The organism is Cryobacterium sp. CG_9.6 (genome assembly GCF_029893365.1).
Classification (GTDB): Bacteria; Actinomycetota; Actinomycetes; order Actinomycetales; family Microbacteriaceae; genus Cryobacterium.
In genome coordinates, this window is sequence record NZ_JARXUZ010000001.1 from 1303144 (window position 1) to 1328997 (window position 25854).

Here is a 25854-nt window from a genome sequence, read left to right on the forward strand (position 1 = left end):
AGGTTTACACTCGTGGCACCGAATCCGCTCGCCCCCGCATGGCTAGCCCTGCCCTCTGACGCCAACGCGCTGGCCCCCGGCCTCTGGCCTGCCACCACCCGGCGCACAGCGCTCGGCGAACTTGAGATTGGTGGCGTGGCCGTCTCCGCCCTCGTGGCCGAGTTCGGCACTCCTCTTTACGTCATTGACGAAGCGGATGCCCGCAGTCGCGCCGAAACGCTCCGCCACGTGTTCGAGACCGAATTTGCCCGCATCGGTGCCGAGGTACACGTGTATTACGCCGGCAAGTCTTTTCTCTCGATTGAGATCGTGCAGTGGATGCTCGATGCCGGACTCAACATTGACGTCTGCACGACCGGTGAGCTGGCGGTTGCCCTAGCGGCGGGCGCAGAGCCGTCACGTCTGGGTTACCACGGCAACAACAAGTCACTCGCCGAGATCGATGAAGCCGCACGGGTGCGCATCGGGTCCATTGTGATCGACAGCGAGATCGAGATTGCCCGAGTGGCTGCAGCCGCAGCGCGGCACGGGGTCACGCTGAACGTGCGGCTGCGCGTGAACAGCGGAGTGCACGCATCCACTCACGAGTTTTTGGCCACATCGCACGAGGATCAGAAATTTGGTGTGGTTCTCGACGACGCCGCGCGACTGGTCGCCCTGATTCGTGCCGAGCCGTCACTGCGCTTCATTGGTCTGCACTGTCATATTGGCTCACAGATCTTCGGTGCTGACGGCTTCGCGGAAAGCGCGTCGCGTCTGCTGCGCGTGCATGCCGCGCTGCTTGAGGGTGGCCCCGTTCCCGAACTCAACCTGGGTGGCGGATTTGGTATTGCCTACACGAGCGTCGACACCCCGACCCCCATTGGCGAACTGGCCGTGGCACTCGCCGACATTGTTGCCGCCGAGTGCGCCCAGTTGGACATTCCCGTTCCCGTTATCGCGTTCGAACCGGGACGGGTGATCATTGGACCGGCCGGAGCCACGCTCTATGAGGTGGGCACGACCAAACCGGTCGACGTCTCGGGCAACACCCGCTTGTACGTGAGCGTCGACGGTGGAATGAGCGACAACATCCGTCCGGCGCTCTACGGTGCCGACTACACGGTTCGCCTCGCCAACCGTGTGTCGGCGGCCGACCCGGTTTTGGTGCGCCTCGCGGGTAAGCACTGCGAAAGCGGCGACATTGTGGTCAACGCCGACTATCTGCCCGGCGATGTGACCCCCGGAGACCTGGTGGCGATTCCCGCCACCGGTGCCTACTGCTGGTCGCTGGCGAACAACTACAACTACCTGGGGCGACCGCCCGTGGTGGCCGTTCTTGGCGGGAACGCCCGCACGCTCGTGCGCGGAGAAACCATTGCCGACCTGCTGGCCCGCGACGCCGGACCACGGATGACGCGGACCAGCACGTTGGATTCGGTCTCGACCAGCTCGACCAGCGAATTGGGCGCGGTCATGACCGGCTCCGGCCCGACCAGCCCGACCAGCCCGACCAGCGACAACGATGAAGGAACCATCCGATGATCGAATACCGCAACCTGCGTGTTGCACTTCTTGGTGGTGGCTCCGTGGGCGCCCAGGTTGCCCGCCTCCTCCTCGAGCAGAGCGAGGAACTGGCGAATCGGGTGGGTGCCAGCCTCGAACTGGTGGGCATCGCCGTGCGCGATGTTGATGCCGAGCGCAGCGTGGATCTGCCCAAGGAACTCTTCACAACGGATGCCGAATCCCTGATTCTCGGCGCCGACGTCGTGATTGAACTCATGGGCGGCCTCGAGCCGGCCCGCAGCTACATTCTGCTGGCCATCAACTCGGGTGCCGACGTGGTGACGGCGAACAAGGCGCTACTGGCCGAGCACGGTGCCGAACTCTTCGCCGCCGCCGACCAGGTGGGTGCCCAGCTCAACTACGAAGCCGCCGTTGCCGGAGCCATCCCGATTCTGCGTCCGCTTCGCGAGAGCCTCGCCGGAGACCGGGTGGTGCGGATCCTCGGAATCGTCAACGGCACCACGAACTACATCCTCGACCGGATGGACGAACAGGGAGACTCCCTCGAGGAGGCGCTGGCCTCGGCCACGGCTCTCGGCTACGCGGAAGCAGACCCCACCGCCGACATTGACGGGTACGACGCCGCTCAGAAGGCGGCCATTCTCGCCAGTCTGGCTTTTCACACGACCGTGCCACTGGCATCCGTTTATCGAGAAGGAATCACCTCGGTGACCCCCGCCCAGATCGAGTCGGCACGCAAGGCCGGTTACGTCGTGAAGCTGCTGGCGATCTGCGAACGATTCACCGACGCGCATGGCGTGGATGGTGTCTCGGCGCGGGTGTACCCGGCCATGGTGCCGAGGACTCACCCGTTGGCCGCCGTTCACGGTGCCAACAACGCGGTCTTCGTGGAAGCCGAAGCGGCCGGCAGCTTGATGTTTTACGGCGCTGGTGCCGGGGGAGTGGAAACGGCATCGGCCGTGCTGGGCGATCTGGTGTCGCTTGCCCGTCGCCACGTGGCCGGTGGACCGGGAGTCGCCGCGTCGAGTCACGCGGGACTGCCCGTCTTTGAGATTGGAAGCGTCACCACCCGCTACGCGGTCACCCTCGAAGTGACCGATGAGCCCGGTGTTCTGGCCGAGATTGCCAGCGTTTTCAGTAACCACCATGTATCCCTCGCGCTCGTGGAACAATCCATGACGCCAGCCGTACCCAAAACCGTCAGTCGTGCGGCCGTGTCCGCCACGGCTACCCTAGTGATCGGAACCCACGAAGCCACGGAAGCCGCCCTGGCCGCGACCGTGCGCGATCTGGCGGCCAACCGATTTGTCACCACCATCGCATCCGTTTTAAGAGTTGAAGGAGCCTGATGTCCGTCGTACGAGAGCCCAGCCTGAAGTCGTCCACCTCGGAGGAGTCCGTTGTGGCCGCCGTCACGTCACCCCCATCACGCCAGTGGCGCGGAGTGCTGCGCGAATATGCGGACCGCCTCAACATCACCGACGCCACGCCCATCATCACGCTCGGTGAGGGTGGCACGCCGCTGATTCCCGCCCCGGCACTCTCGGCCCGCACCGGAGCAAAGGTCTGGATTAAGTTCGAGGGCACGAACCCCACCGGTTCATTCAAGGACCGCGGAATGACCATGGCCATTTCGAAGGCAATGGAGGACGGCGCCAAGGCCGTTATCTGTGCCTCGACCGGAAACACGTCCGCTGCTGCGGCGGCCTACGCCTCCCACGGCGGAATCACCGCTGCCGTGCTGGTTCCCGAAGGCAAGATTGCCATGGGTAAGCTCAGCCAGGCCGTGGCGCACAATGCCCAGCTGCTGCAGGTGCAGGGTAACTTTGACGACTGCCTCGACATTGCCCGTGACCTGGCGGCAAACTACCCCGTTCACCTGGTGAACTCGGTGAATCCCGACCGGATCGAAGGCCAGAAGACGGCCGCATTTGAGGTCGTGGAAACTCTCGGCGACGCTCCGGACTTTCAGTTCCTTCCGGTCGGTAACGCGGGAAACTACACCGCGTACCACCGCGGTTACAGCGAAGAGGTGGCCCGCGGCGCCACCACGAAACTCCCGCGCATGTTCGGCTTCCAGGCCGCAGGGAGCGCGCCGATCGTGCTGGGTCACCGTGTAGACAAGCCCGACACCATCGCCAGTGCCATTCGCATTGGCAACCCGGCATCCTGGGACCTCGCGCTGGCGGCCCGCGCCGACAGCAACGGCTACTTCGGATCCATCACCGACGAAAAGATTCTTCTGGCCCACCGACTCCTCTCCGCAGAGGTCGGCATCTTCGTGGAGCCCGCCTCCGCGATTGGTGTCGCCGGGCTGCTGGAACGCCACGAAGCCGGCCTCATTCCGGCCGGTTCCACGATCGTGATCACGGTCACCGGTCATGGATTGAAAGACCCGCAGTGGGCACTGCGCACCGCCGACGGCTCCGATGTGACGCCCACCATTGTGCCCGTCGACACCGCAGAAATCGCCAGCGTCCTTGGTCTGGGCACGGCATGAACGAAACTCCCTCGCTCGCCGGGCGTGCCGTAGCGGTTCAGGTTCCGGCCACCACGGCGAACCTCGGACCGGGTTTCGATACGCTCGGAATGGCGTTGGCCAAGTACGACCACCTCGAGGTGCGCGTTCGTGACGAACCCGGCGTCACCGTTGAGGTGCACGGCGTGGGGGAGGGCGAGGTGCCCACCGACGAGACCAACCTCGTCGTGCAGGCCATTGCACACACCTTTGCCGCCTATCACCAGCGGATGCCCGGTCTCGACCTGATTGCGCACAACGTGATTCCGCACGGTCGCGGTCTGGGTTCTTCCGGTGCCGCGATTGTCTCCGGAATCCTTGCGGCCAAGGGTTTGCTCGAGGGAATCGTGGACATCGACTCGGAGGCACTGCTTTCCCTCGCCACCGAGATGGAGGGGCACCCGGATAACGTGGCCCCCGCCCTCTTCGGCGGTCTGACAATTGCGTGGATGACCCCCGACGGCCCCAAGCACAAGAAACTCATGGTGCATCGTGGTGTAAAGCCGGTGGTTTTTGTTCCGGAGTTCGTCATGTCGACGGCGCTGGCACGCAGCCTGCAGCCGGAGTCGGTTCCCCATGAAGACGCCGTGTTCAACGTGTCCCGGTCTGCTCTGCTGATTGCGGCACTGATTCAGAGTCCCGAGCTCCTGCTCACCGCCACTGAAGACAAACTGCACCAGAGCTACCGCGCGGCAGCAATGCCGGAGACCAATCGGCTCATCAGTCTTCTGCGCGCCCAGGGCTTTGCTGCTGTGGTGTCCGGTGCCGGGCCATCCATTCTTGTGCTCGCCAATGATCCCGGTCAGCGCCTTGTTGCGGCCGAGCTGGTGGCGACGGAATCCGAAACTCCGTGGCGCGCACTCATGCTGGCGGTCGATTTTCAGGGTGCCACCGTTACATCGATTCTGAGCGACGCCATCGTGTAACGCCTTCTGGGGCGTCTCGTTGCGGCACGGCTGTGACGAGACGCCGTGAGAGGTGGACCCGCCGTTTAGAGAAGTGCTAGGGTTAAAGAGCACCCGATAGAAACCGCGAGTATCGCGACCTCTTCTCCGGTGCATTCCCTGTAACTCACTGCTATTGCGTCGTTCGACCGTGGCTGTGTGTGTTCATACCAATCCCCCTCATTTGTCGGATTGGTTCACTCGCAGCGCGTTCAGTCGCTGCACACATCTCTCCTGGCTCGTTTTGTATGGCGTCAGGGGAAAGGAACCCCCTTCGTGACCGATGTCAACCTCCGTTCCACTGGTACGGAAATTTCCCGCCTGACCACCCTCCGCGTCGCCGAGCTGCAAGCTCTGGCCGGCGGACTGGGGATCCAGGGCGCATCCAAGCTTCGTAAAGGAGACCTCGTGGACGCAATCGTTGCGCAACAAGCCAAGGTCGCCGATGCTGGCGCTTCGCTGAACACCACGAGTACTCTTGAGATCCCCCTCGACGTGCCCGTCGTTGTTGCTCCCGTCGAGACGCCCGCCGCAGACGCTGTTGTCGAGGCTGTCGCGCAGCAGGTTCCCCCGGCCGAAGCCGCCGCACCGCGCAAGCGGGCACCGCGTCGTGCCAGCGCTGCCGCTGGAGCTCCGGTCGTTTCTCCGGCCGACAGCCTGGGCCTGCTCGGAATAATTCTTCCGGAAGCCAAGCCCACCGTGCAGTCCGCACCGACCGCTGCGGCGGGGTCCGACGAGAAGCCGGCACGTCAGACGCGCAAGCGCGGCGTGCGCGTTGCTCCCGTTGAACTAGCTGACGCTGCCGACGTGGTCGCCGTCACCGTCGAGGCTGTCGCAAACTCCGAGGCTGTAGCCAACTCCGAGGCTGTGACGAGTGACGCACCCAGCACGGGATCGCGCCGCAACCCGCGCCGCGCATCGTCGCTGCGCCCCGCCGTGACCCCCGAGGAAACCCCCGCTGTGGCCGAGGCCGCAACGGTCGAGGTAGCTGAGTCCGAGGTTGATGTTCAGTCGGACGATGCGGAGCAGGAGCAGCCTCGCCAAGGCCGCAGCCGCAATCGCAGCCGCGGTGGAGATCGTGGGCAGGCCGCTGACCGCAATGCGCAGCCGGAGCGTCAGCAGGGCCAGGACCGCAATCAGGCCCAGGACCGCAACCAGAACGACCGTAACCAGAACGACCGTAACCAGAACGACCGCACGCAGGACGACGGAAACCGCCAGCAGAACCAGCGTCAGGCCGGCGGTCGTAACCAGGCCCAGGACCGGAACCAGGCTCAGGACCGTAACCAAGACCGTAACCAGGCTCAGGGTGAGCGTCAGAACGAGCGCAACCAGGACCGTAACCAGGCGCAGGCTGAGCGTCAGAACGATCGTAACCAGAACGATCGTAACCAGAACGATCGTAACCAGAACGATCGTAACCAGAACGATCGCAACCAGCAGGACCGTAACCAGGGACCTGACCGTGTCGGACTGGACGACGACATCAACGGCCGCGGCAACCGCAACCGTTACCGCGACCGCAAGCGCCGTGGACCGAACACCGGCGAAGAGTTCGAGCCCGAGGTTAACGACGACGACATTCTGATCCCCGTCGCCGGCATCCTCGATGTGCTCGACAACTATGCTTTCGTGCGCACCTCCGGCTACCTGCCCGGTGCGAGCGATGTGTATGTCTCCCTCGGTCAGGTGAAGAAGTACAACCTGCGCAAGGGTGACGCCGTGGTGGGATCCATTCGTCAGCCGCACGAGGGTGACCAGAGCGGTCGCCAGAAGTACAACGCGATCGTCAAGGTGGACTCGATCAACGGTCTGACCGTGGAAGAAGCCGCAACTCGCGTTGAGTTCCAGAAGCTCACTCCGCTGTATCCGCAGGAGCGCCTCCGCCTCGAAACCGAGCCCGGCAAGGTTACCCAGCGCATCATCGACCTCGTTGCTCCGATCGGCAAGGGCCAGCGTGGCCTGATCGTCGCTCCGCCCAAGGCCGGCAAGACCATCGTGATGCAGCAGATCGCGAACGCCATCGCCACGAACAACCCCGAGGTTCACCTCATGGTCGTTCTCGTGGATGAGCGCCCCGAAGAGGTCACCGACATGCAGCGCACCGTGAAGGGTGAGGTCATTGCCTCCACCTTCGACCGGCCCGCCGAAGACCACACCACCGTCGCCGAACTCGCCATTGAGCGTGCCAAGCGCCTGGTGGAACTGGGTCACGACGTGGTCGTGCTGCTCGACTCGATCACTCGTCTCGGCCGTGCGTACAACCTCGTGGCCCCCGCGTCGGGACGCATCCTCTCGGGTGGCGTCGACGCATCCGCTCTCTACCCGCCGAAGCGCTTCTTTGGAGCGGCACGCAACATTGAGAACGGTGGCTCGCTCACCATTCTTGCCTCGGCACTGGTCGAGACCGGCTCCAAGATGGACGAGGTTATTTTCGAGGAGTTCAAGGGCACCGGCAACATGGAGCTTCGCCTGTCGCGTCAGCTGGCCGACAAGCGCATCTTCCCGGCTGTCGATGTGAACGCATCGGGTACCCGCCGCGAAGAGATGCTGATGAGCGCCGATGAGGTCAAGGTCACGTGGAAGCTGCGTCGCGCTCTCGCTGGCCTCGAGCAGCAGCAGGCACTCGAGCTCATTCTGGGTCGCCTCAAGGAGACGGCCTCGAACGTTGAGTTCCTTGCCCAGGTGCAGAAGTCGATGCCGACCCTGAGCGGGTCGGACAAGGATCGCTAATGTTCGAATCCGTTCTCACACTGTTGGCTGAGCACGACGACCTGCAGTCACAGTTGGCGGATCCGGAACTGCACGCGAATCCGGCCCGTTCCAAGAAGGTGAATCGGCGTTACGCCGAGCTCAGTCGCATCATCGCTGCGTATCACGAGTGGAAGGCAGTGAGCGATAACCTCGATGCCGCTCGCGAACTCGCGGAGGAAGACTCGGCATTTGCGGAAGAGATTCCGGAGCTCACGGAACAGCTCGAGATCACAGCCGAAAAGCTGCGTCGACTGTTGATTCCGCGTGACCCGTTGGATGCTCGCGACGTGATCATGGAGATCAAGATGGGGGAGGGCGGCGCGGAATCTGCGCTGTTCGCCGCCGATCTGCTGCGCATGTACCTGCACTATGCGGAGTCCAACCGCTGGAAAACCGAGATCATCGAGCAGACCACGAGTGATCTGGGTGGAATAAAAGACATCCAGCTCGCCATCAAGGGTTCATCGAGCGATCCCGCCGATGGCGTGTGGGCGCACCTCAAGTACGAGGGTGGTGTGCACCGTGTTCAGCGCGTGCCCGCAACCGAGTCGCAGGGACGCATTCACACCTCTGCGGCCGGCGTTCTCGTGTTCCCGGAGGTCGACGAGCCCGAAGAGGTGGAGATCAGCGCGAACGATCTCAAGATCGACGTGTACCGGTCGAGTGGCCCCGGTGGTCAGTCCGTCAACACCACCGACTCTGCCGTTCGCATCACCCACTTGCCCACGGGCATCGTGGTGGCCATGCAGAACGAGAAGAGCCAGCTGCAGAACAAGGAAGCGGGTATGCGTGTTCTGCGTGCGCGGGTTCTTGCTCGCCAGCAGGAGGAGATTGACGCCGCAGCGAGCCTGGTTCGCAAGGGCCAGATTCGTACGATGGACCGCTCCGAACGCATCCGCACGTACAACTTCCCGGAAAACCGCATTGCCGATCACCGCACGGGCTACAAGGCCTACAACCTGGACGCCGTGATGAACGGTGCCCTGCACGCGGTTATCGACTCGTGCATCACGGCCGACGAGGAAACCCGTCTCGCCGAGCTGGGTGACCCGGAGTAGCCTCCTAACCGTTACACACGCACACGGACCTCGGCCTCGGCCGGGGTCCGTCTGCGTGTGCCTGGCACCATTGTCTCCGGCAACCCGTCTTGGCGGGTTGTGGTCGCTAGTTCAGGAGATGTGCCGGCTGGGGCTGCTGCGACCCGCGGAAACACGGGGCCGAGCGGATGCCGGCGGCCGGATCTCCTGAAGTAGCGACAGAGCGCGCGCACCAGGACCGCGGGCCGGTGGTGAGGTGGCTCGGCGGGGTGTGGTGAGGTGTGGTCGCTAGTTCAGGAGATGTGCCGGCTGGGGCTGGTGTGACCCGCGGAAACATGCGGGGGAGCGGATGCCGGCGACCGGATCTCCTGAACTGGCGACACAGGTGCGGGTAGTCGGGCACGTGACGGGTGAGCCAGCGGGCATGTGCAGTTTTTGGCGGTCGGGTGACTGGGTGCTTGAGCGTGCGGGTTGCCCTGGTGTGTGGTTGCTAGTTCAGGAGATGGGCCGGCTGGGGCTGGTGTGACCCGCGGAAACATGCGGGAGAGCGGATGTCGGCAGCCGGATCTCCTGAACTGGCGACACAGATGCGGGTACTCGGGCACGTGACGGGTGAGCCAGCGGGCATGTGCAGTCTTTGGCGGTCGGGTGACTGGGTGCCTGAGCGTGCGGGTTGCCCGGGTGTGTGGTCGTCAGTTCAGGAGATGTGCCGGCTGGGGCTGGTGTGACCCGCGGAAACACGCGGGGGAGCGGATGCCGGCGACCGGATCTCCTGAACTAGCGACACACTAGCGACAGGGCGCGGACTAGACCGAGTAGTCCTCGGGCCAGGAGATGCCGCCTCGAGCAGACTCGGTGGTTGAGGACTTCACCGGTCGAACCTTGGCGGGAAGACCCACGAGCAGGGAAAACGGCGGTGCGCTCTTCGTCACCACGGAGTTCGCACCGATGGTGCTGCCCTCGCCAACCGTAATATCGCCGAGCACCTGAGCCCCGGCACCCACCGTGACACCGTTACCCAGTGTGGGATGCCTCTTGTCCCCGGGTGTGATGCCGTGTCGGCTCTTGCCGCCGAGCGTTACACCGTGATAAAGCATGACGTCATCACCGAGAACGGCCGTCTCGCCGATGACGACACCCATGCCGTGATCGATGAACAGCCGGCGTCCAATGGTGGCCCCGGGATGAATCTCGATCCCGGTGAGAAAACGGGCAAATTGGGAGAGCAAACGTGCAGCGAGATAGCACCGCCCGATCCAGAGCCGGTGCGTGAGTCGATACGCCCAGACGGCGTGGACGCCGCTGTAAGCCAGAAAAACCTCGGCGTTGCTTCGTGATGCGGGGTCGTGTCGGCGCGCGTTCGCGACATCTTCGCGAACACGCGCCAGTACCGACATTCTCGGGATGCTCCGGCCGAACTAGTCGAGCAGGTCTTCGTACAGCACGGTGGAGATGTAGCGCTCTCCGAAACCCGGAACAATGACGACGATGGTCTTGCCCGCGTTTTCGGCGAGCTTGGCCTGCTCGAGAGCCGCCCAGACGGCCGCTCCACCGGAGATGCCGCCGAGAATTCCTTCTTCGGTGCCGAGTGCCCGTGCCGTCGCCAGGGAATCGGCCAGGGTCACATCGGTGATCGTGTCGTAGATTTCGCGATCGAGAGTCTGCGGAACAAAGTTCGCGCCCAGGCCCTGAATCTTGTGCGGCCCAGGCTTGCCCCCGGTGAGGATGGGGGAGTCAACGGGCTCAACCCCGACAATCTTCACGGACGGCTTCTTTTCCTTGAGCAGCTGTCCCGTGCCACTAATCGTTCCACCGGTACCGATACCCGCAACGAGAATGTCTACGGCTCCATCGGTGTCTTCCCAGATCTCTACGCCGGTCGTGGCACGGTGAATGGCAGGGTTAGCCGGGTTGGCGAACTGGTTGGCCAGAATGGCACCCGGTGTGGACGCCACAATGGAGTTCGCGGTCTCCACAGCGCCGCGCATACCATCTGCGCCACTGGTCAGCACGATTTCGGCGCCGTAGGCGCGCATCATGACGCGACGCTCCTTGCTCATGGTCTCCGGCATGGCCAGGATGATCTTGTAGCCGCGGGCCGCGCCCACCATGGCCAGCGCGATACCCGTGTTACCGCTGGTGGCTTCAACGACCGTGCCACCGGGCAGCAGGGAACCATCTGCTTCGGCAGCGTCAATAATGGCGACGCCGATGCGGTCCTTCACGCTGCTGGAGGGATTGTAGAACTCAAGCTTGAGCAGAACGGTGGCATCAAGGCCAGCCGTCAGACGGTTCAGCTTGACGAGGGGGGTACCACCGACGGCCTTCGTGATGTCGGAGAAGATTCTTTGGGTCATTCGGAGTCAACTTTCACTCGGGGGCACTGGCCAATATCAGCCTACGGCCCGTGGCGCGTTCAGGTGAGTGCGATAGATTCCACTGTGACCTTTCGCGTAATAGATACCAGCAACCCAGACCAGCCTTCTATTCCCGCGAGCGTCGATTCCCTGCGGGATCGGCTCATTGACCAGCTCTCTCTGGCGGGCATTTCCGACGCCGAGGTCGACGCGGACCTCCTGATCGGTCACGTGCTGGGACAGAGCCGCGGGCAGGTGCAGGCCGCCAGCATCCTCCGCACGCCGCTGGCCGAGTCGGATTGCCTGGCCATCCTCAAGCTTGCCGACCGCCGCGCACTCCGGGAGCCGCTGCAACACATCACCGGTCGGGCCCCGTTCCGTGCCCTCAACCTGCTGGTCGGTCCGGGCGTTTTCGTGCCCCGCCCCGAGACGGAGCAGGTTGCCCAGTTCGCCATTGATGCCCTCCGCTCCATGCCCGATCCCGACCCCATCGCCATCGACCTCGGCACCGGAAGCGGCGCTATTGCACTTTCGATGGCCACCGAGGTTCCGCATGCCCGCGTCTACGCGGTCGAAAACTCGCCAGAGGCGTTTGAGTGGACGAGCCGGAATTTCACCGAGGTGGGTGCGACCAACGCCACGCTCGCATTCGGCGACTTAGCGGATGCCTTCACCGAGCTCAACGGCACGGTGGCCGTTGTGATCTCCAACCCGCCCTACATCCCAGCGGATGCGATTCCCCGCGACCCCGAGGTGCGCCTGTTCGATCCGGCCCACGCGCTCTTTGGCGGAGCCGACGGACTGGATGTGGTGCGTCAGGTGTCGCAGACGGCCCTCCGTCTCTTGCGTGCCGGCGGCGTTCTCGTGATCGAGCATGGCGAACTGCAGGGCGCGGACATCCGCCGCATCCTCACCGATGATGGCTGGCGCGCAGCGGCAACGCACCGCGACTACACAACACGGGACCGCGCCACCACCGCCATTCGCAACGCCTAACGCGCGTCTTTTGCCGGAGCGTCAGGCTACCTCCGCTACAATTATTCGAAATGACACGCATCTATAATTGCTCGGTCGAGGCTGATTACGCCGCCGGCATGAGAATGGCCCTCTCGGCGATCGGCCGCAGCGCCCTCGTCGTCATCCCCACCGACACTGTTTACGGTATCGCAGCAGATGCGTTCAGCCCCGGTGCCGTGCAGAAGCTTCTCGATGCCAAGGGGCGCGGACGTACCTCCCCGCCGCCCGTACTCATCCCGTCGGTCACCACAATGGATGCCCTCGCCATCGACATTCCGCAGCCGGTCCGTGACCTTGTGGCCGAGTTCTGGCCCGGCGGTCTCACGGTTATCCTCAACGCCCAGCCATCACTGGTGTGGGATCTTGGTGAAACCCAAGGCACCGTGGCACTGCGCATGCCGAGCAACGCCGTGGCCCTCGATGTGTTGAAACAGACCGGTCCGCTGGCCGTATCGTCGGCTAATCTCAGCGGCCAGCCGGCAGCCATGGACGCCGCCGGGGCCGAGGAGGCTCTGGGCGACCGGGTAGCGGTATACCTCGATGGGGGAGTGGCCGGAGCGGAATACGGCACGGATGCCGAGGCATCCGTGGGTCTGGCCTCCACGATTATTGACGCCACGGGTTTTGCGGCCAACGGTGGAAAGCTCGTGATCGTGCGACGCGGAGTCGTGAGCCGTGAGCAGATCGAAGCCGTTATCGGTGACGCACTCGAGCCCGAGGCCGCGCCTGTTCCCGAAGCTGCACCTGTTCCCGAGGCCGCGCCGGTGTCCGACGTGATGCCGGAACCACCCGCCGAACCCACGAGCCGCGACTGACCCATGACTCTCTTTCTTCTGCTCGCCCTGGTGTCGGCGCTCGTGACCTTCGGGTTATCGATCGTGGTCTACAAGGTGAGCCATCGGTATCAGCTTTACCCCAAGATCCGGGATCGAGATGTGCACACCCGCCCCACCCCGCGACTCGGCGGGATTGCCATGTTCTTCGGCATTCTCGTGGCCTTCGGCGTGGCGTATCTGGCGTCGTCACAGTTTGCGCCGTTACAACTCGTGTTCGCCGACCCGCAGCAGATTCTGGCCATTCTGGGCGCCGCCCTGCTGATTGTGCTCGTGGGTGTCGCCGACGACGTGTGGGACCTGGACTGGATGACCAAGCTCGCCGGTCAGTTCATCGCAGCCGGCCTCGTAGCCTGGCAGGGCGTGCAGATCTACTCGCTCCCCATCGGTGGCCTCACGGTGGGGTCCGGCTGGATGTCGATTGTGTTCACCGTTGTCGCCATCGTGGTGGTCATGAACATGATCAATTTCATCGATGGACTGGACGGCCTCGTCACCGGCGTCGCACTCATCGCCAACGGAGTGTTCTTCGTGTACAGCTACCTGTTGGTGCGGGACACGTCTCCCACCAACTACTTCAACCTCGCCTCTCTGATCGCCGCCATCCTCGTGGGGGCGTGCGTGGGCTTCTTGCCGCTCAACTGGCACCCCGCGAAGATGTTCATGGGGGATGCCGGCGCTCTCCTGGTGGGACTGCTCATGGCCACCTCGGCCATTGCCATCACCGGCCAGGTAGACCCCACCGCGGTCAACCGGTCGCAGCTGTTCCCCGCGTTCATTCCAATTCTGCTCCCCGTCGCGATTCTCATCATCCCGCTGCTCGACTTCGGGCTAGCGGTGTTCCGTCGCGTGCGGGCGGGTAAGTCACCGTTCAGTGCCGACCGGAAACACCTCCACCACCGGCTGCTGGACATGGGGCACTCCCATCTCCATGCCGTGCTCATCTTCTACGGGTGGACTGCCGCCGCATCCGTCGGGTGCCTCCTGTATTTCGTACTGCCCGTGTACCTCGGTCTTCCCACCTGGTACGCCACGATCTTCCTCGTCGTGGCGCTCGTGACCTGTACCCTCGTGACCCTTGCCCCGCTGAGTCGACGCAAGGCCGACGAGAGGACCAGCCAGCTGTCGCCGAGCGATTCCCCGCATACCGAAGAAACCGCCCAACTCGACCCTCTTGATGAGGCCGCGCAGGCTGTTCAGCCTGCCGAGGAGACCGCATGACACGCCCCACCCTGCCCCAGGCCGCCCCGACCCAGCCCACGTCCATCCCGATCCTGCGGCGCATTCTCGTTTATGGCGGATTCCTGGCACTGGGCATTGCCGTGATCGGCGCCGTTCTGGGCGGCATCTTTCAGGGTTCCGTGGGCGTTGTCAGTGCCCTGATCGGGACCGCCATGGCCGTGGTGTTCATGGGCATCACGGCGGTGAGCATTCTGCTCGCGAACCGCTTCGCCGGGCGGGAGTCGGCAATCGGTGCTTTCTTTGGAATAGTCATGGGCGGCTGGCTGCTCAAATTTGTGGTTTTCCTGGTGCTCATGGTGCTCCTCCGCGACCAGCCGTGGATCTCACCCATCGTCCTCTTCCTCAGCATCATCGCCGGAGTGATCGGATCACTCGTGGTTGATGCCGTGGTCGTGATGAAGAGCCGGATGAGCTACGTCAGTGATGTCACGCTGCCGCCAGCGCCCACCGACGGCTGACACTAAGGGTCACACCGAGTGTCGATTCGGTCTAGGGCCGTATTTCCGGTACAGTACATGTGATCCCCCCTGGTTTGCAGCTCTTCTACAGCGTCGTAAACCTGTCCCACATTCGTCGATGCGCGAGCAGAGCTCACCGCCCCGAAACAGGAGAAAGCGCTGCTAAAAATCGCCGTAAACCTGCTGGTCCCGTCTGCAACTGACGACGGTGGCTTCAATGGTCCAACCATCAATGAGTTCTTCCCTGATGTGATCTTCTTCGCGGACACCCCGTTTGAGATCAACCGCATCATCCTCATCCGCTTTCTTGCGGTTGCGGTTCTGGTGCTGTTGTTCTGGCTCGGTACCCGCAATATGAAGATCATCCCGACCCGTATGCAAAGTCTGGCCGAAATGGGTCTCGACTTCGTGCGTGTCAACATCGCGGAAGATCTCCTCGGAAAAAAAGACGGCAAGCGTTTCCTGCCGCTGCTCACGACCATTTTCTTTATGGTCCTGTTCATGAACATCACGGGAATCATCCCGTTCCTCAATATCGCCGGAACCTCGGTTATTGGAGTGCCACTTCTTCTCGGAGTCATCTCCTACGGAACCTTTATTTATGCCGGAGTGAAGAAAAGTCCGGCTAAGTTCTTCCGAAACTCGCTGTTCCCCCCCGGAGTGCCGCCGGCTCTCTACATCATCGTGACGCCCATCGAGTTCATCTCGACGTTCCTGATTCGTCCGGTTACCCTGACGCTTCGACTCATGATGAACATGATCGTCGGCCATCTGCTGTTGGTGCTGTTCTTCAGCGCAACACAGTTCTTCTTCTTCTCCACCGACGGAGGATTCAAGCTTTTCGGAGCAGGAACCCTCGTCTTCGGATTCGCCTTCACCCTCTTTGAGGTTCTGATCGCGGTCCTTCAGGCTTACATTTTCGCCCTGCTTACCGCCGTCTACATCCAGCTCGCGCTGGCTGAGGAACACTAGACATCGAATTCGGCACTCGCCGCATTCACCCCTACGGAAGGAAACACACGTGGACGCAACAACCGTTCTCGCGGAAATCAACGGCAACATCGCGACTGTCGGTTATGGCCTTGCAGCCATCGGCCCGGCAATCGGCGTGGGTATCGTCGTCGGCAAGACCATTGAAGGCGTTGCACGTCAGCCTGAGCTGGCCGGTCGTCTTCAGGTTCTGATGTACATCGGTATCGCCTTCACCGAGGCGCTTGCCTTCATCGGTATCGCCACCTACTTCATCTTCGTTTAGTCCCTCTTTACTACTCAGTTAGGAGGCATGATGCTTCACGCAGTAATTGCAGCCGCCGCCGCCGCGGGTGAGGAAGCGCCGAACCCGCTCATCCCGGCTGTATACGACATCATTTGGTCGGCTGTCTGCTTTGTCGTGATTTTGTTCTTCTTCTGGAAGCTTGTTCTTCCGAAGATGCAGACGCTTCTTGACAATCGTGCAGAGGCCATCGAAGGCAACATCGCCAAGGCTGACGACGCCCAGCGCAAGGCCGAAGCTGCTCTCGAGCAGTACACGGCTCAACTCGCTGACGCGCGTGCCGAGGCAGGACAGATTCGTGACCAGGCCCGTACCGATGGCCAGCGCATTGTTGCTGAGCACAAGGAGCAGGCCGTGTCCGAGGCAGCTCGCGTCACCGCCAGCGCCAAAGCTCAGATCGACGCCGAGCGTCAGGCAGCCGTTGTGTCACTTCGTAGTGAAGTGGGCACGCTGGCGATCGACCTGGCATCCGGTGTTATTGGCGAGAGCCTGACCGACGACGCCAAGGCGAGCGCCATCGTCGACCGCTTCCTGGCTGAACTCGAAGCCGCGGAGAACGAGTCGGCAGGGAAGAAGTAGTCAATGGGAAGCGCCACCAGAGAAGCACTGGCATCATCGAGATCGGCTTTGTCCGGCTCGGGAGCAACGATTGATCTGGCGACGGGTGAGAGCCTGTTCAGTGCCGGTCGTGTCGTCGGTGCCTCGTCGCAACTGCTGTCCGCTCTAGCTGACCCCGCGGCATCCGCTGCGGCAAAGGTCACGTTGGTCACAGCGGTCTTCGGCAACACCGTGACACCCCAGGCTCTCGAACTTCTGGGTTCCGTTGTGGCCGAACGTTGGTCCAACCACGGAGATCTGCTCGCGGGCATCGAAGATCTGGGTCTGCGAGCCACTGCGCTCTCCGCCCCGGTCGAGGTGTCTATTGGAGCGGAACTCTTCTCCTTCGGGACCGCGGTGTCCTCGGACGCCGAGCTTGAACTGGCTCTGGCCAGCAAGCTGGGTCGCCCCTCCGCGAAAGCGGGACTGGTGGAGAAACTTCTGGCCGACAAGGTGTCTGGTCAGACTCTTGCCATTGTGCGGCACCTCGTTCAGCAGCCTCGCGGTCGCCGAATCGGCGAGCTGCTTCGGCATGCAGCCGCGGTTGTCGCGGATCAGGCGGGAACGTCGATCGCCACCATCACGTCTGCCGGAGCCCTGGCTCCGGCACAACTCGACCGACTCACCACGAGCCTGTCCGAGCGGTACGGACGCAAGCTCAGCATCAACCTGGTCATTGACCCGGCGGTTCTTGGCGGCGTGCGCATTCAGATCGGTGATGACGTCATTGACGGCAGCATCGCAACCCGCCTCGCAGACCTGAGACTTCAGCTCGCTCGCTAACACGAGCAGCGCACTACAAACCTCGAGACGGCAGCGTTTCACAACAGCAAACACCTGTACAACCCGTACAGAAAAGGGAAGATGATGGCAGAACTAACGATCAGCCCCGATGAGATCCGCGACGCTCTCCAGGACTTCGTCAAGTCCTACGAGCCGAACAAGACCTCCACCACCGAGGTCGGCTACGTCACCACCGCAGGCGATGGAATCGCCCACGTAGAGGGACTGCCCGGCGTGATGGCCAACGAGCTCATCAAATTCGCCGACGGCACTCTGGGCCTCGCCCAGAACCTTGACGAAGACGAGATCGGTGTCGTCGTACTCGGCGAGTTCGCCGGAATCGTTGAGGGCATGGAAGTACACCGCACCGGCGAGGTACTCTCCGTTCCCGTCGGAGACGGCTACCTGGGTCGCGTCGTCGACCCGCTCGGCGCCCCCATCGACGGTCTCGGCGAGATTGCGACCGAAGGCCGTCGTGCCCTCGAGCTGCAGGCTCCCGGCGTCATGGACCGCAAGAGCGTCCACGAGCCCATGCAGACCGGAATCAAGGCCATTGACGCCATGATCCCGATCGGCCGTGGTCAGCGTCAGCTCATCATTGGTGACCGCCAGACGGGTAAGACCGCAATTGCGATCGACACCATCATCAACCAGAAGGCCAACTGGGAGTCCGGCGACACGACGAAGCAGGTTCGCTGCATCTACGTCGCCATCGGCCAGAAGGGCTCCACCATCGCTTCGGTGAAGGGTGCCCTGGAGGATGCCGGAGCGATGGAGTACACCACCATCGTCGCCGCACCCGCCTCTGACCCGGCCGGCTTCAAGTACCTCGCGCCGTACACCGGTTCGGCCATCGGCCAGCACTGGATGTACGCCGGCAAGCACGTTCTCATCGTCTTCGATGACCTGTCCAAGCAGGCCGAGGCCTACCGTGCGGTATCGCTGCTCCTGCGTCGTCCGCCGGGACGCGAGGCGTACCCCGGAGATGTGTTCTACCTCCACTCTCGCCTGCTCGAGCGTTGTGCCAAGCTGTCGGATGCCCTCGGTGCCGGATCAATGACCGGTCTCCCGATCATCGAGACCAAGGCCAACGACGTTGCAGCGTATATCCCGACCAACGTGATCTCGATCACCGACGGCCAGATCTTCCTGCAGTCCGACCTCTTCAACGCCAACCAGCGTCCCGCTGTTGACGTGGGAATTTCGGTGTCGCGGGTCGGTGGAGACGCTCAGGTCAAGTCGATCAAGAAGGTATCGGGAACGCTCAAGCTTGAGCTCGCCCAGTACCGTTCGCTTGAGGCCTTCGCGATGTTCGCATCCGACCTCGACGCCGCCAGCCGTCGCCAGCTTGCTCGTGGCGCACGCCTCACGGAGCTTCTTCGTCAGCCCCAGTACTCGCCGTACCCCGTTGAGGACCAGGTTGTGTCAATCTGGGCCGGCATCAACGGCAAGCTCGACGAGGTTCCGGTTTCTGACGTGCTGCGCTTCGAGCGTGAACTTCTCGACTACCTGACGCGCAACACCACCGTGTTGTCGACGCTGCGCGAGACCAACGTTCTGACCGATGACACCGTCGCGGCCATGACGAAGGAAATCGATAAGTTCAAGCTCGAGTTCCAGACCGGCGACGGCAAGACTCTTGCTTCCGTGGGCAACGAAAAGTTCGAGGCCATTGCCGTCGAAGAAGTCACCCAGGAAAAGATCGTCAAGCACCGCCGCTAAGCGCCGTCGCCCGATCAATCACTGACAGACAAGGAAACCAGGAGATACATGGGAGCGCAACTTCGCGTCTACCGGCAGAAAATCAAGTCTGCCCAGACGACTAAGAAGATCACTCGGGCCATGGAGCTGATCTCCGCCTCGCGCATTCAAAAGGCGCAGGCGCGGGTCGCTGCGTCAACCCCGTATTCGCGGGCGGTCACCCGCGCCGTATCCGCGGTGGCTACGTACTCGAACGTTGAGCACGTCCTCACCACCGAACCAGAGGTCATTCAGCGCGCTGCTGTCGTCATCTTTGCTTCCGATCGCGGTCTGGCCGGAGCATTCAGCTCTCAGGTACTGCGTGAGGCCGAGGCGCTGAGCGAACTGCTTCGCACTCAGGGCAAGGACGTCGTTTACTTCCTCATCGGTCGTAAGTCGATCGCCTACTTCGCGTTCCGTAACCGGGCGTCAGAGCGGGTATGGACCGGCGGAACAGATCAGCCTCAGTTCGACACCGCCAAGGAAATTGGTGAGGCCCTGCTCGAGACCTTCCTTCGGGATTACACCGATGGTGGCGTCGACGAGATTCACATTGTGTACAACCGCTTTGTGAGCATGGTCACCCAGGTTCCCGAGGTGGTTCGCCTGCTTCCCCTCGAGGTTGTTGAGGGTGTAGCTGAGCCAGCCGGTGACAACAAGGTTTTGCCGCTGTACGAGTTCGAACCGGACGTCGAAACGGTACTGGACAGTCTGCTCCCGGTGTACATCGAGAGCCGCCTGTTCAACGCCATGTTGCAGTCCGCAGCGTCCGAGCACGCCAGCCGTCAGAAGGCCATGAAGTCGGCCAGCGACAACGCTGACAAGCTCATCACGGACTACACGCGGTTGTCGAACAACGCGCGTCAGTCCGAGATCACCCAGCAGATTTCCGAGATCGTGGGTGGAGCCGATGCGCTCTCATCCGCCAAGAAGTAACCAGAGAAGAGAGAGCAATGACTGACACCGCAACCGCGCCAGTCGGCGCGGAGGATACGGCCGGCTCTGTTGGCCGTATCGCCCGCGTTACCGGCCCCGTTGTCGACATCGAGTTCCCGCATGACTCGATCCCCGGCATGTACAACGCCCTGAAGACCACCATCACCGTTGGTGGAGTGTCGACCGAGATCACCCTCGAGGTTGCACTGCACCTCGGTGACGACCTCATTCGCGCCATCGCCCTGAACCCCACCGACGGACTCGTTCGCGGCCAGGAAGTTCGGGACACCGGCAGCCCCATCACGGTTCCGGTCGGAAACGTCACCAAGGGCAAGGTCTTCAACGTCATCGGAGATGTGCTGAACGCCGCTCCCGGCGAAAAGATTGAAATCACGGAGCGCTGGCCCATCCACCGCAAGCCGCCGCCCTTCGACCAGCTTGAGTCCAAGACTCAGCTGTTCGAGACCGGTATCAAGGTCATCGACCTTCTGACGCCGTATGTTCTCGGTGGAAAGATCGGCCTCTTCGGTGGAGCCGGCGTGGGCAAGACCGTTCTGATCCAGGAAATGATCCAGCGTGTTGCGCAGGACCACGGTGGAGTATCGGTGTTCGCCGGAGTCGGTGAGCGCACCCGTGAGGGTAACGACCTCATCGCCGAGATGGAAGAAGCCGGGGTCTTCGATAAGACTGCCCTCGTCTTCGGCCAGATGGATGAGCCGCCGGGAACGCGTCTTCGCGTGGCCCTCAGCGCCCTCACCATGGCTGAGTACTTCCGCGACGTTGAGAAGCAGGACGTGTTGCTCTTCATTGACAACATCTTCCGCTTCACGCAGGCCGGTTCCGAGGTTTCCACGCTGCTCGGCCGTATGCCGTCCGCCGTGGGTTACCAGCCGAACCTCGCCGACGAGATGGGTATCCTCCAGGAGCGCATCACGTCGACCCGTGGCCACTCGATCACGTCCCTCCAGGCGATTTACGTCCCTGCTGACGACTACACCGACCCGGCACCGGCGACCACCTTCGCCCACCTCGACGCCACAACCGAACTGTCACGTGAAATCGCGTCGAAGGGCCTGTACCCGGCCGTCGACCCGCTCACCTCGACCAGCCGTATTCTCGACCCCCGCTACTTAGGTGCCGATCACTACAACACGGCCGTTCGCGTCAAGGCCATTCTGCAGAAGAACAAGGAACTCCAGGAGATCATCGCGATCCTCGGTGTTGACGAGCTCTCTGAAGAAGACAAGGTCACGGTTTCCCGTGCCCGTCGCATCCAGCAGTTCCTGAGCCAGAACACGTACATGGCCAAGAAGTTCACGGGTGTTGAGGGTTCCACGGTTCCGCTCAAGGACACCATCGAATCATTCACGGCCATTGCCAACGGTGACTTCGACCACGTGGCCGAGCAGGCCTTCTTCAACGTCGGTGGCATCAACGACGTCGAAGAGAAGTGGGCTCAGATTCAGAAGGAGAACGGCTAACGATGGCAGCACCGCTGAGCGTCAGCGTTGTCTCGGCGGACCAGCAGGTCTGGACCGGCGAGGCGACCATGGTCGTAGCGCGCACCGTGGAAGGTCAGATCGGTATTCTGGCCGGCCACGAGCCGATGTTGGCCATTCTGGCCGCGGGTGAGGTTCGCCTCACCCTGGCTGACGGGTCGAAGATTGTGGCCGAAGCTGCCGACGGATTCCTGTCTGTCGACAACGACATTGTCACCATCGTCGCCCGCGAGGCGGCACTCGTTTAGTGCACTAGCTTCATCGAAGGACCGAATGTTAGTACTGCTTCCGCCGTCGGAGACGAAACGCTCCGGCGGCGAAGCTGTACCCCTGGACTGGTCATCCCTGGCGTTTCCCGGACTCACGACTGCGCGGCGCTCACTGGCGCGTGCCCTCGTGCGCCTGTCACAGAATTCGGATGCCGCCATGGTGGCACTCAAACTGGGCCGCACACAGTCAGCGGAGATTGAGCGCAACCGCTCTCTCCTCACCTCGGTTACCCTCCCGGCAGTGGATCGCTACACCGGCGTGCTGTACGACGCTCTCGACGCCTCGTCCCTCACCGGGCAGGAACGTGCTTTCGCCGCATCCCACGTGGCCGTGCACTCCGCGCTTTTTGGGCCCATTGGTGCCCTGGACGCCATCCCGGCCTATCGCATCTCCCACGACTCCCGCCTTCCGGACCTGGTTCTGAAACGGCACTGGTCCCTGCCCGTGGCGACAGTCCTCCGGGACGAGTCGGGCTTGGTGCTTGATCTTCGTTCCGAGGCCTATGTGGCTCTGGGCGCAGCACCGACGCGTGCCGAGTCCGTGTTCTTGCGGGTGGTGACCGATGTGAACGGCGGAACCCGCGCCCTCAACCACTTTAACAAAAAGTCCAAGGGTGAATTTGTGCGCGCCCTGATGCAGAGCGGCGTGAATTTTCAGTCGACGCAGGAGCTGATCGACTGGGCGGCATCCGCTCACATCATTCTGCGACCGGGAGCGCCGGGAGAACTGGAACTGGTGGTTGATGCCAGCGGGCCGGCACCCGACTTCACCATCTTCTGGCCGTGAGCCGAGACGGTTCGCCCGCCGTGCCGTGAAAGTAGCTAGGGTGTTGAGCATGCCCACAGCTGCCAGAAACGTGACCGTGACCGGCGCCGGCGGACAGATTGGTTACGCGATGCTCTTCCGCATTGCATCAGGCCAACTGCTCGGTGCCGACGTGCCCATCAACCTCCGACTGCTCGAGATTCCGCAGGGCCTGAACGCCGCCGAGGGTGCGGCGCTGGAGCTGCAGGACGGTGCTTTTCCCCTGCTTGGCACCGTTGACGTAACGGATGATGCCACACGGGCCTTCGATGGAGCCAACGTGGCCCTGCTGGTGGGCTCTCGCCCGCGCGGGCCCGGCATGGAACGTGCAGACCTGCTGGAGGCCAACGGACGCATTTTTGGTCCGCAGGGCGCGGCAATCAATGCGGGTGCTGCCGATGACGTGCGCGTGCTCGTGGTGGGCAACCCCGCCAATACGAACGCCCTCATTGCGTCGGCACACGCTCCCGACGTGCCGGCGGCGCGCTTCACCGCGATGACGAGGCTCGATCACAACCGCGGTGTCGCCCAGCTTGCCGGGCACCTGAACGTACCGGTGTCGTCGATTGCCGGCCTCAGCATTTGGGGTAACCATTCGTCCAGCCAATACCCCGACCTCTTTCACGCCACCGTCGATGGTCGGGCTGTGATGGATGTTGTCACCGAGGCCTGGCTGGCGGAGGAGTTCATTCCGCGGGTGGCGAACCGTGGATCGGAGATCATTCGCGTGCGTGGCGGCTCCTCCGTGGCATCAGCGGCCAACGCCGCCCTTGACCACGTTTCCGACTGGGTAACGGGCACCGGGGACGCGTGGACGAGTGCCGCCGTTGTCTCAGACGGATCGTACGGAGTGCCGGCTGGCCTCGTGAGCTCGTTCCCCGTGCGGTCAGTCGATGGACAGTGGACTATTGTTCCGGATCTCGAGATCTCAGCGTTCTCTCGCCCACGCATCGATGCCTCCGTCGCTGAACTCGTGGAGGAACGCGAAGCCGTTCGTGCACTGGGCCTGCTGCCCTCGTAGTTCAGACTCAGGGCGCAAGGTGGCAGCCCACGAGATGGTCATCGACGAGCCCGGCGGACTGCATGAGGGCGTACATCGTGGTTGGGCCCACAAACGTGTAGCTGCGGCGCCGCAATTCTGTGCTGAGCGCCGTGGACTGCGCGGTAATCGCGGGAATGTCCGCGTAGGTACGCACGGGCAGCGGCCGAGCGATCACGGGAGCGAAGCTCCAGATGAGGTCCCCGAGGCTCTCGCCCAGCTCCCGGGTGACGCGTGCGTTACTGATGGTGGCCTCGATCTTGCCCCGGTGGCGAATAATGCGGGCGTCTCCTACCAGGCGGTCCACGTCGTTGGCGGTCATGTCGGCCACCCGATCCACGTCAAAGTCATGAAAGACCTCACGAAAGACCGTGCGACGCCGAAGAATGGTGATCCAGGAGAGCCCGGCCTGAAAACCTTCCAGGCACACCTTCTCGAAGAGTCTCTGGTCATCATGGAGTGCACGCCCCCACTCTTCGTCGTGGTAGCTGATGTAATCCGGGTCGGTCCCTACCCAACCGCAACGGGAGACACCGTCGTCACCGCGCACGACGTACGGGCCCGGGAGTTGCGCCTCGTCGCTCATTCCGTGTGCTCACTACCCTCGAGGTTCAAGAGCCAGGCTTTGGTGGGGATGCCGGCACCAACGCTGTACCCGGTGATGCGACCCGTGGAGGCTAGAACGCGGTGGCACGGCACGATGATGGGCACGGGGTTGGCCCCCACCGCCCCGCCGATGGCGCGGCCGGCCCCCGGGCGTCCGATGGCGGCACCCAGATCGCCGTAGGAGATGACCTCGCCGTAGGGGAGGTTTTGCAGGCCCTTCCAGACGCTCTGCTGGAAGACGGTGCCGTGGGTGAGGTTCACCGGAACAGTGAAGGCGGTGCGCGTACCGGCGAAGTATTCGCTGAGCTGAGTGGCGGCCTTGCGGAGCACGGGGGAGGGGGATTCCGGAGAGCCATCACGGGGCAGCGCGCCATTGCGCTCCACGGAGAGCGAGAGGATGCCGGTGGCATCCGCGGTCATTTCCACCCGACCGATGGGGCTGGTCAGGCGGATCAGCGAGGGAGCGGAAGTGGTCATATTTTCACTGTAGCCGTCACCCGTGCCAGCGGTCGGTGGCAGGTGGATTCGGGGGACAACGTGGGGCGCTCCGATTCTGTGGAGGACCTGTGCAGACGCCATCCGCTCGACCTAGTGTTGATACATGGCTGACATTGAATACCGCAGACTGGGACATTCCGGACTTACCGTCTCGACGATCGGGTTGGGGTGTAACAACTTCGGGCGCGCCGGCACGGCGAGCGAGACGCAAAGCGGCACGAATGCGGTGATTGACGCCGCAATCGATGCGGGCGTGACCCTGTTCGACACGGCCGACATTTACGGCGCCCACCGCGGCCAGAGCGAAACGCTGATGGGACACGCGCTCAAGGGTAAGCGGGATCAAATCGTGCTCGCGTCCAAGTTCGGCATGGACATGGGCGGGGTCAACGGGCCGGATTGGGGTGCCCGCGGCTCACGCCGCTACATCCGCTTGGCTGTGGAAGCCTCGCTGCGTCGCCTCCAGACGGACTGGCTCGACCTGTACCAGCTGCATGTCCCCGACGCCAACACGCCGATCGAGGAAACGCTGTCCACGCTCGACGACCTCATCACCGAGGGCAAGGTGCGATACATCGGGCACTCCAACCTTGCCGGCTGGCAGATCGCCGAAGCCGAGTTCACCGCCAAACTTGCGGGCCACCCGCGTTTTATTTCCAGCCAAAACGAGTACAGCCTGCTGGAGCGTGGAGTTGAGGAGGAGGTTCTGCCCGCCGTCAACGCCTACGGGCTCGGCTTTTTGCCGTTCTTCCCGCTCTACAACGGACTCTTCACCGGCAAGTTCTCCCGGAACGGCGGACCCGCCGACAGTCGCATCATGATGATCCGGCCGCACCTGGTGGAGAACGCTCCGTGGGACACGATCGAACGCTACGAAGCGTGGTGCGCAGAACGCGGTGTCACCATGCTCGCAGCCACACTGGCCTGGTTGCTCGCTCAGCCCGGACTCACCAGCGTCATTGCCGGTGCCACCCGGCCCGAGCAGATCGTGCAGAACGCGGTATCGGCCACCAGCTGGCAGCCCACTGCCGACGACATCGCCTACATTTCTGACCTATTTGACTGAACGGATCACGCCGGACTGGCGGCGAATTCACAGCGCCACTTATTGTGAGTGAGTGCTCACTCAGTTAGTGTTTGTGG

At 62.9% G+C, this 25854-nt stretch carries 25 protein-coding genes; 21 read left to right on the forward strand and 4 right to left on the reverse strand.

Annotation, left to right across the window (positions count from 1 at the left end; translation table 11 throughout):
- Positions 1-12: 12 nt before the first annotated feature.
- The 6 genes from lysA (at position 13) to prfA (ending at position 8780) form a co-directional block, all read left to right on the forward strand.
- The gene (gene lysA / locus H4V99_RS05935) at positions 13-1524 is read left to right on the forward strand and encodes a diaminopimelate decarboxylase (RefSeq protein WP_280676375.1); all 1512 of its coding nucleotides are present in this window, start codon (positions 13-15) and stop codon (positions 1522-1524) included.
- On the forward strand, positions 1521-2855 hold the full coding sequence (locus H4V99_RS05940; protein WP_280676377.1) for a homoserine dehydrogenase: 1335 nt from the start codon (positions 1521-1523) through the stop codon (positions 2853-2855). The genes lysA and H4V99_RS05940 overlap by 4 nt, the downstream gene beginning before the upstream one ends.
- On the forward strand, positions 2855-4006 hold the full coding sequence (gene thrC / locus H4V99_RS05945) for a threonine synthase (protein WP_280676379.1): 1152 nt from the start codon (positions 2855-2857) through the stop codon (positions 4004-4006). The genes H4V99_RS05940 and thrC overlap by 1 nt, the downstream gene beginning before the upstream one ends.
- Positions 4003-4950 (forward strand): homoserine kinase, encoded by a 948-nt coding sequence (gene thrB, locus H4V99_RS05950; RefSeq protein WP_280676380.1) that lies wholly within the window; start codon positions 4003-4005, stop codon positions 4948-4950. The genes thrC and thrB overlap by 4 nt, the downstream gene beginning before the upstream one ends.
- Before the next feature lie 294 nt (positions 4951-5244).
- Positions 5245-7701, forward strand: a complete 2457-nt coding sequence (gene rho, locus H4V99_RS05955) for a transcription termination factor Rho (protein WP_280676381.1) — start codon at positions 5245-5247, stop codon at positions 7699-7701.
- A complete protein-coding gene (gene prfA / locus H4V99_RS05960) occupies positions 7701-8780 on the forward strand; it encodes a peptide chain release factor 1 (RefSeq protein ID WP_280676382.1) in 1080 nt (359 codons plus the stop codon). Before rho ends, prfA begins: the two co-directional genes overlap by 1 nt.
- A gap of 785 nt (positions 8781-9565) precedes the next feature.
- Here prfA and epsC read toward each other — a convergent pair.
- Positions 9566-10156: a serine O-acetyltransferase EpsC gene (gene epsC / locus H4V99_RS05965; RefSeq protein ID WP_280676383.1), complete on the reverse strand. Its 591-nt coding sequence runs from the start codon at positions 10154-10156 to the stop codon at positions 9566-9568.
- A gap of 21 nt (positions 10157-10177) precedes the next feature.
- Positions 10178-11116 carry a cysteine synthase A gene (gene cysK / locus H4V99_RS05970; RefSeq protein WP_280676384.1) on the reverse strand — a complete coding sequence of 313 codons (939 nt, stop codon included), beginning with the start codon at positions 11114-11116 and terminating at the stop codon, positions 10178-10180.
- Positions 11117-11245: 129 nt separating this feature from the next.
- On the opposite strand from cysK, the gene prmC reads away from it, so the two are divergent.
- The 14 genes from prmC (at position 11246) to H4V99_RS06040 (ending at position 23589) form a co-directional block, all read left to right on the forward strand.
- Positions 11246-12112: a peptide chain release factor N(5)-glutamine methyltransferase gene (gene prmC / locus H4V99_RS05975; RefSeq protein WP_280679972.1), complete on the forward strand. Its 867-nt coding sequence runs from the start codon at positions 11246-11248 to the stop codon at positions 12110-12112.
- A gap of 50 nt (positions 12113-12162) precedes the next feature.
- On the forward strand, positions 12163-12948 hold the full coding sequence (locus H4V99_RS05980; RefSeq protein ID WP_280676385.1) for an L-threonylcarbamoyladenylate synthase: 786 nt from the start codon (positions 12163-12165) through the stop codon (positions 12946-12948).
- Between the two features lie 3 nt (positions 12949-12951).
- A complete protein-coding gene (locus H4V99_RS05985; protein ID WP_280676386.1) occupies positions 12952-14187 on the forward strand; it encodes an MraY family glycosyltransferase in 1236 nt (411 codons plus the stop codon).
- Positions 14184-14666, forward strand: coding sequence for a hypothetical protein (locus H4V99_RS05990; protein ID WP_280676389.1), 483 nt, complete (start codon positions 14184-14186; stop codon positions 14664-14666). The genes H4V99_RS05985 and H4V99_RS05990 overlap by 4 nt, the downstream gene beginning before the upstream one ends.
- A 168-nt stretch (positions 14667-14834) precedes the next feature.
- Positions 14835-15638 carry a F0F1 ATP synthase subunit A gene (atpB, locus tag H4V99_RS05995; RefSeq protein ID WP_348522375.1) on the forward strand — a complete coding sequence of 268 codons (804 nt, stop codon included), beginning with the start codon at positions 14835-14837 and terminating at the stop codon, positions 15636-15638.
- A gap of 49 nt (positions 15639-15687) precedes the next feature.
- The gene (atpE, locus tag H4V99_RS06000) at positions 15688-15921 is read left to right on the forward strand and encodes an ATP synthase F0 subunit C (protein WP_035837596.1); all 234 of its coding nucleotides are present in this window, start codon (positions 15688-15690) and stop codon (positions 15919-15921) included.
- A gap of 30 nt (positions 15922-15951) precedes the next feature.
- A complete protein-coding gene (locus H4V99_RS06005) occupies positions 15952-16518 on the forward strand; it encodes a F0F1 ATP synthase subunit B (RefSeq protein WP_280676392.1) in 567 nt (188 codons plus the stop codon).
- Positions 16519-16521: 3 nt separating this feature from the next.
- Positions 16522-17319: a F0F1 ATP synthase subunit delta gene (locus H4V99_RS06010; protein ID WP_280676393.1), complete on the forward strand. Its 798-nt coding sequence runs from the start codon at positions 16522-16524 to the stop codon at positions 17317-17319.
- A gap of 84 nt (positions 17320-17403) precedes the next feature.
- Positions 17404-19041, forward strand: a complete 1638-nt coding sequence (gene atpA, locus H4V99_RS06015) for a F0F1 ATP synthase subunit alpha (protein WP_280679976.1) — start codon at positions 17404-17406, stop codon at positions 19039-19041.
- A 48-nt stretch (positions 19042-19089) separates the two neighbouring features.
- A complete protein-coding gene (locus H4V99_RS06020) occupies positions 19090-19995 on the forward strand; it encodes a F0F1 ATP synthase subunit gamma (RefSeq protein ID WP_280676395.1) in 906 nt (301 codons plus the stop codon).
- Positions 19996-20012: 17 nt separating this feature from the next.
- Positions 20013-21476, forward strand: a complete 1464-nt coding sequence (atpD, locus tag H4V99_RS06025) for a F0F1 ATP synthase subunit beta (protein ID WP_280676397.1) — start codon at positions 20013-20015, stop codon at positions 21474-21476.
- Between the two features lie 2 nt (positions 21477-21478).
- On the forward strand, positions 21479-21742 hold the full coding sequence (locus tag H4V99_RS06030) for a F0F1 ATP synthase subunit epsilon (protein ID WP_280676399.1): 264 nt from the start codon (positions 21479-21481) through the stop codon (positions 21740-21742).
- A gap of 25 nt (positions 21743-21767) precedes the next feature.
- Entirely contained in the window at positions 21768-22550 is a 783-nt protein-coding gene (locus H4V99_RS06035) for a peroxide stress protein YaaA (RefSeq protein ID WP_280676431.1), read from the forward strand.
- Between the two features lie 49 nt (positions 22551-22599).
- Positions 22600-23589 (forward strand): malate dehydrogenase, encoded by a 990-nt coding sequence (locus H4V99_RS06040; RefSeq protein WP_280676433.1) that lies wholly within the window; start codon positions 22600-22602, stop codon positions 23587-23589.
- A gap of 7 nt (positions 23590-23596) precedes the next feature.
- On the opposite strand, the gene H4V99_RS06045 is transcribed toward H4V99_RS06040, so the two are convergent.
- Complete coding sequence (locus H4V99_RS06045; protein WP_280676435.1) at positions 23597-24193, reverse strand: DNA-3-methyladenine glycosylase I; 597 nt, start codon at positions 24191-24193, stop codon at positions 23597-23599.
- A complete protein-coding gene (locus H4V99_RS06050) occupies positions 24190-24690 on the reverse strand; it encodes a methylated-DNA--[protein]-cysteine S-methyltransferase (protein WP_280676437.1) in 501 nt (166 codons plus the stop codon). Before H4V99_RS06050 ends, H4V99_RS06045 begins: the two co-directional genes overlap by 4 nt.
- Positions 24691-24814: 124 nt before the next feature.
- Here H4V99_RS06050 and H4V99_RS06055 point away from each other — a divergent pair, with 124 nt between their 5' ends.
- The gene (locus H4V99_RS06055) at positions 24815-25777 is read left to right on the forward strand and encodes an aldo/keto reductase (protein ID WP_280676439.1); all 963 of its coding nucleotides are present in this window, start codon (positions 24815-24817) and stop codon (positions 25775-25777) included.
- The last annotated feature ends 77 nt before the right edge of the window (positions 25778-25854 follow it).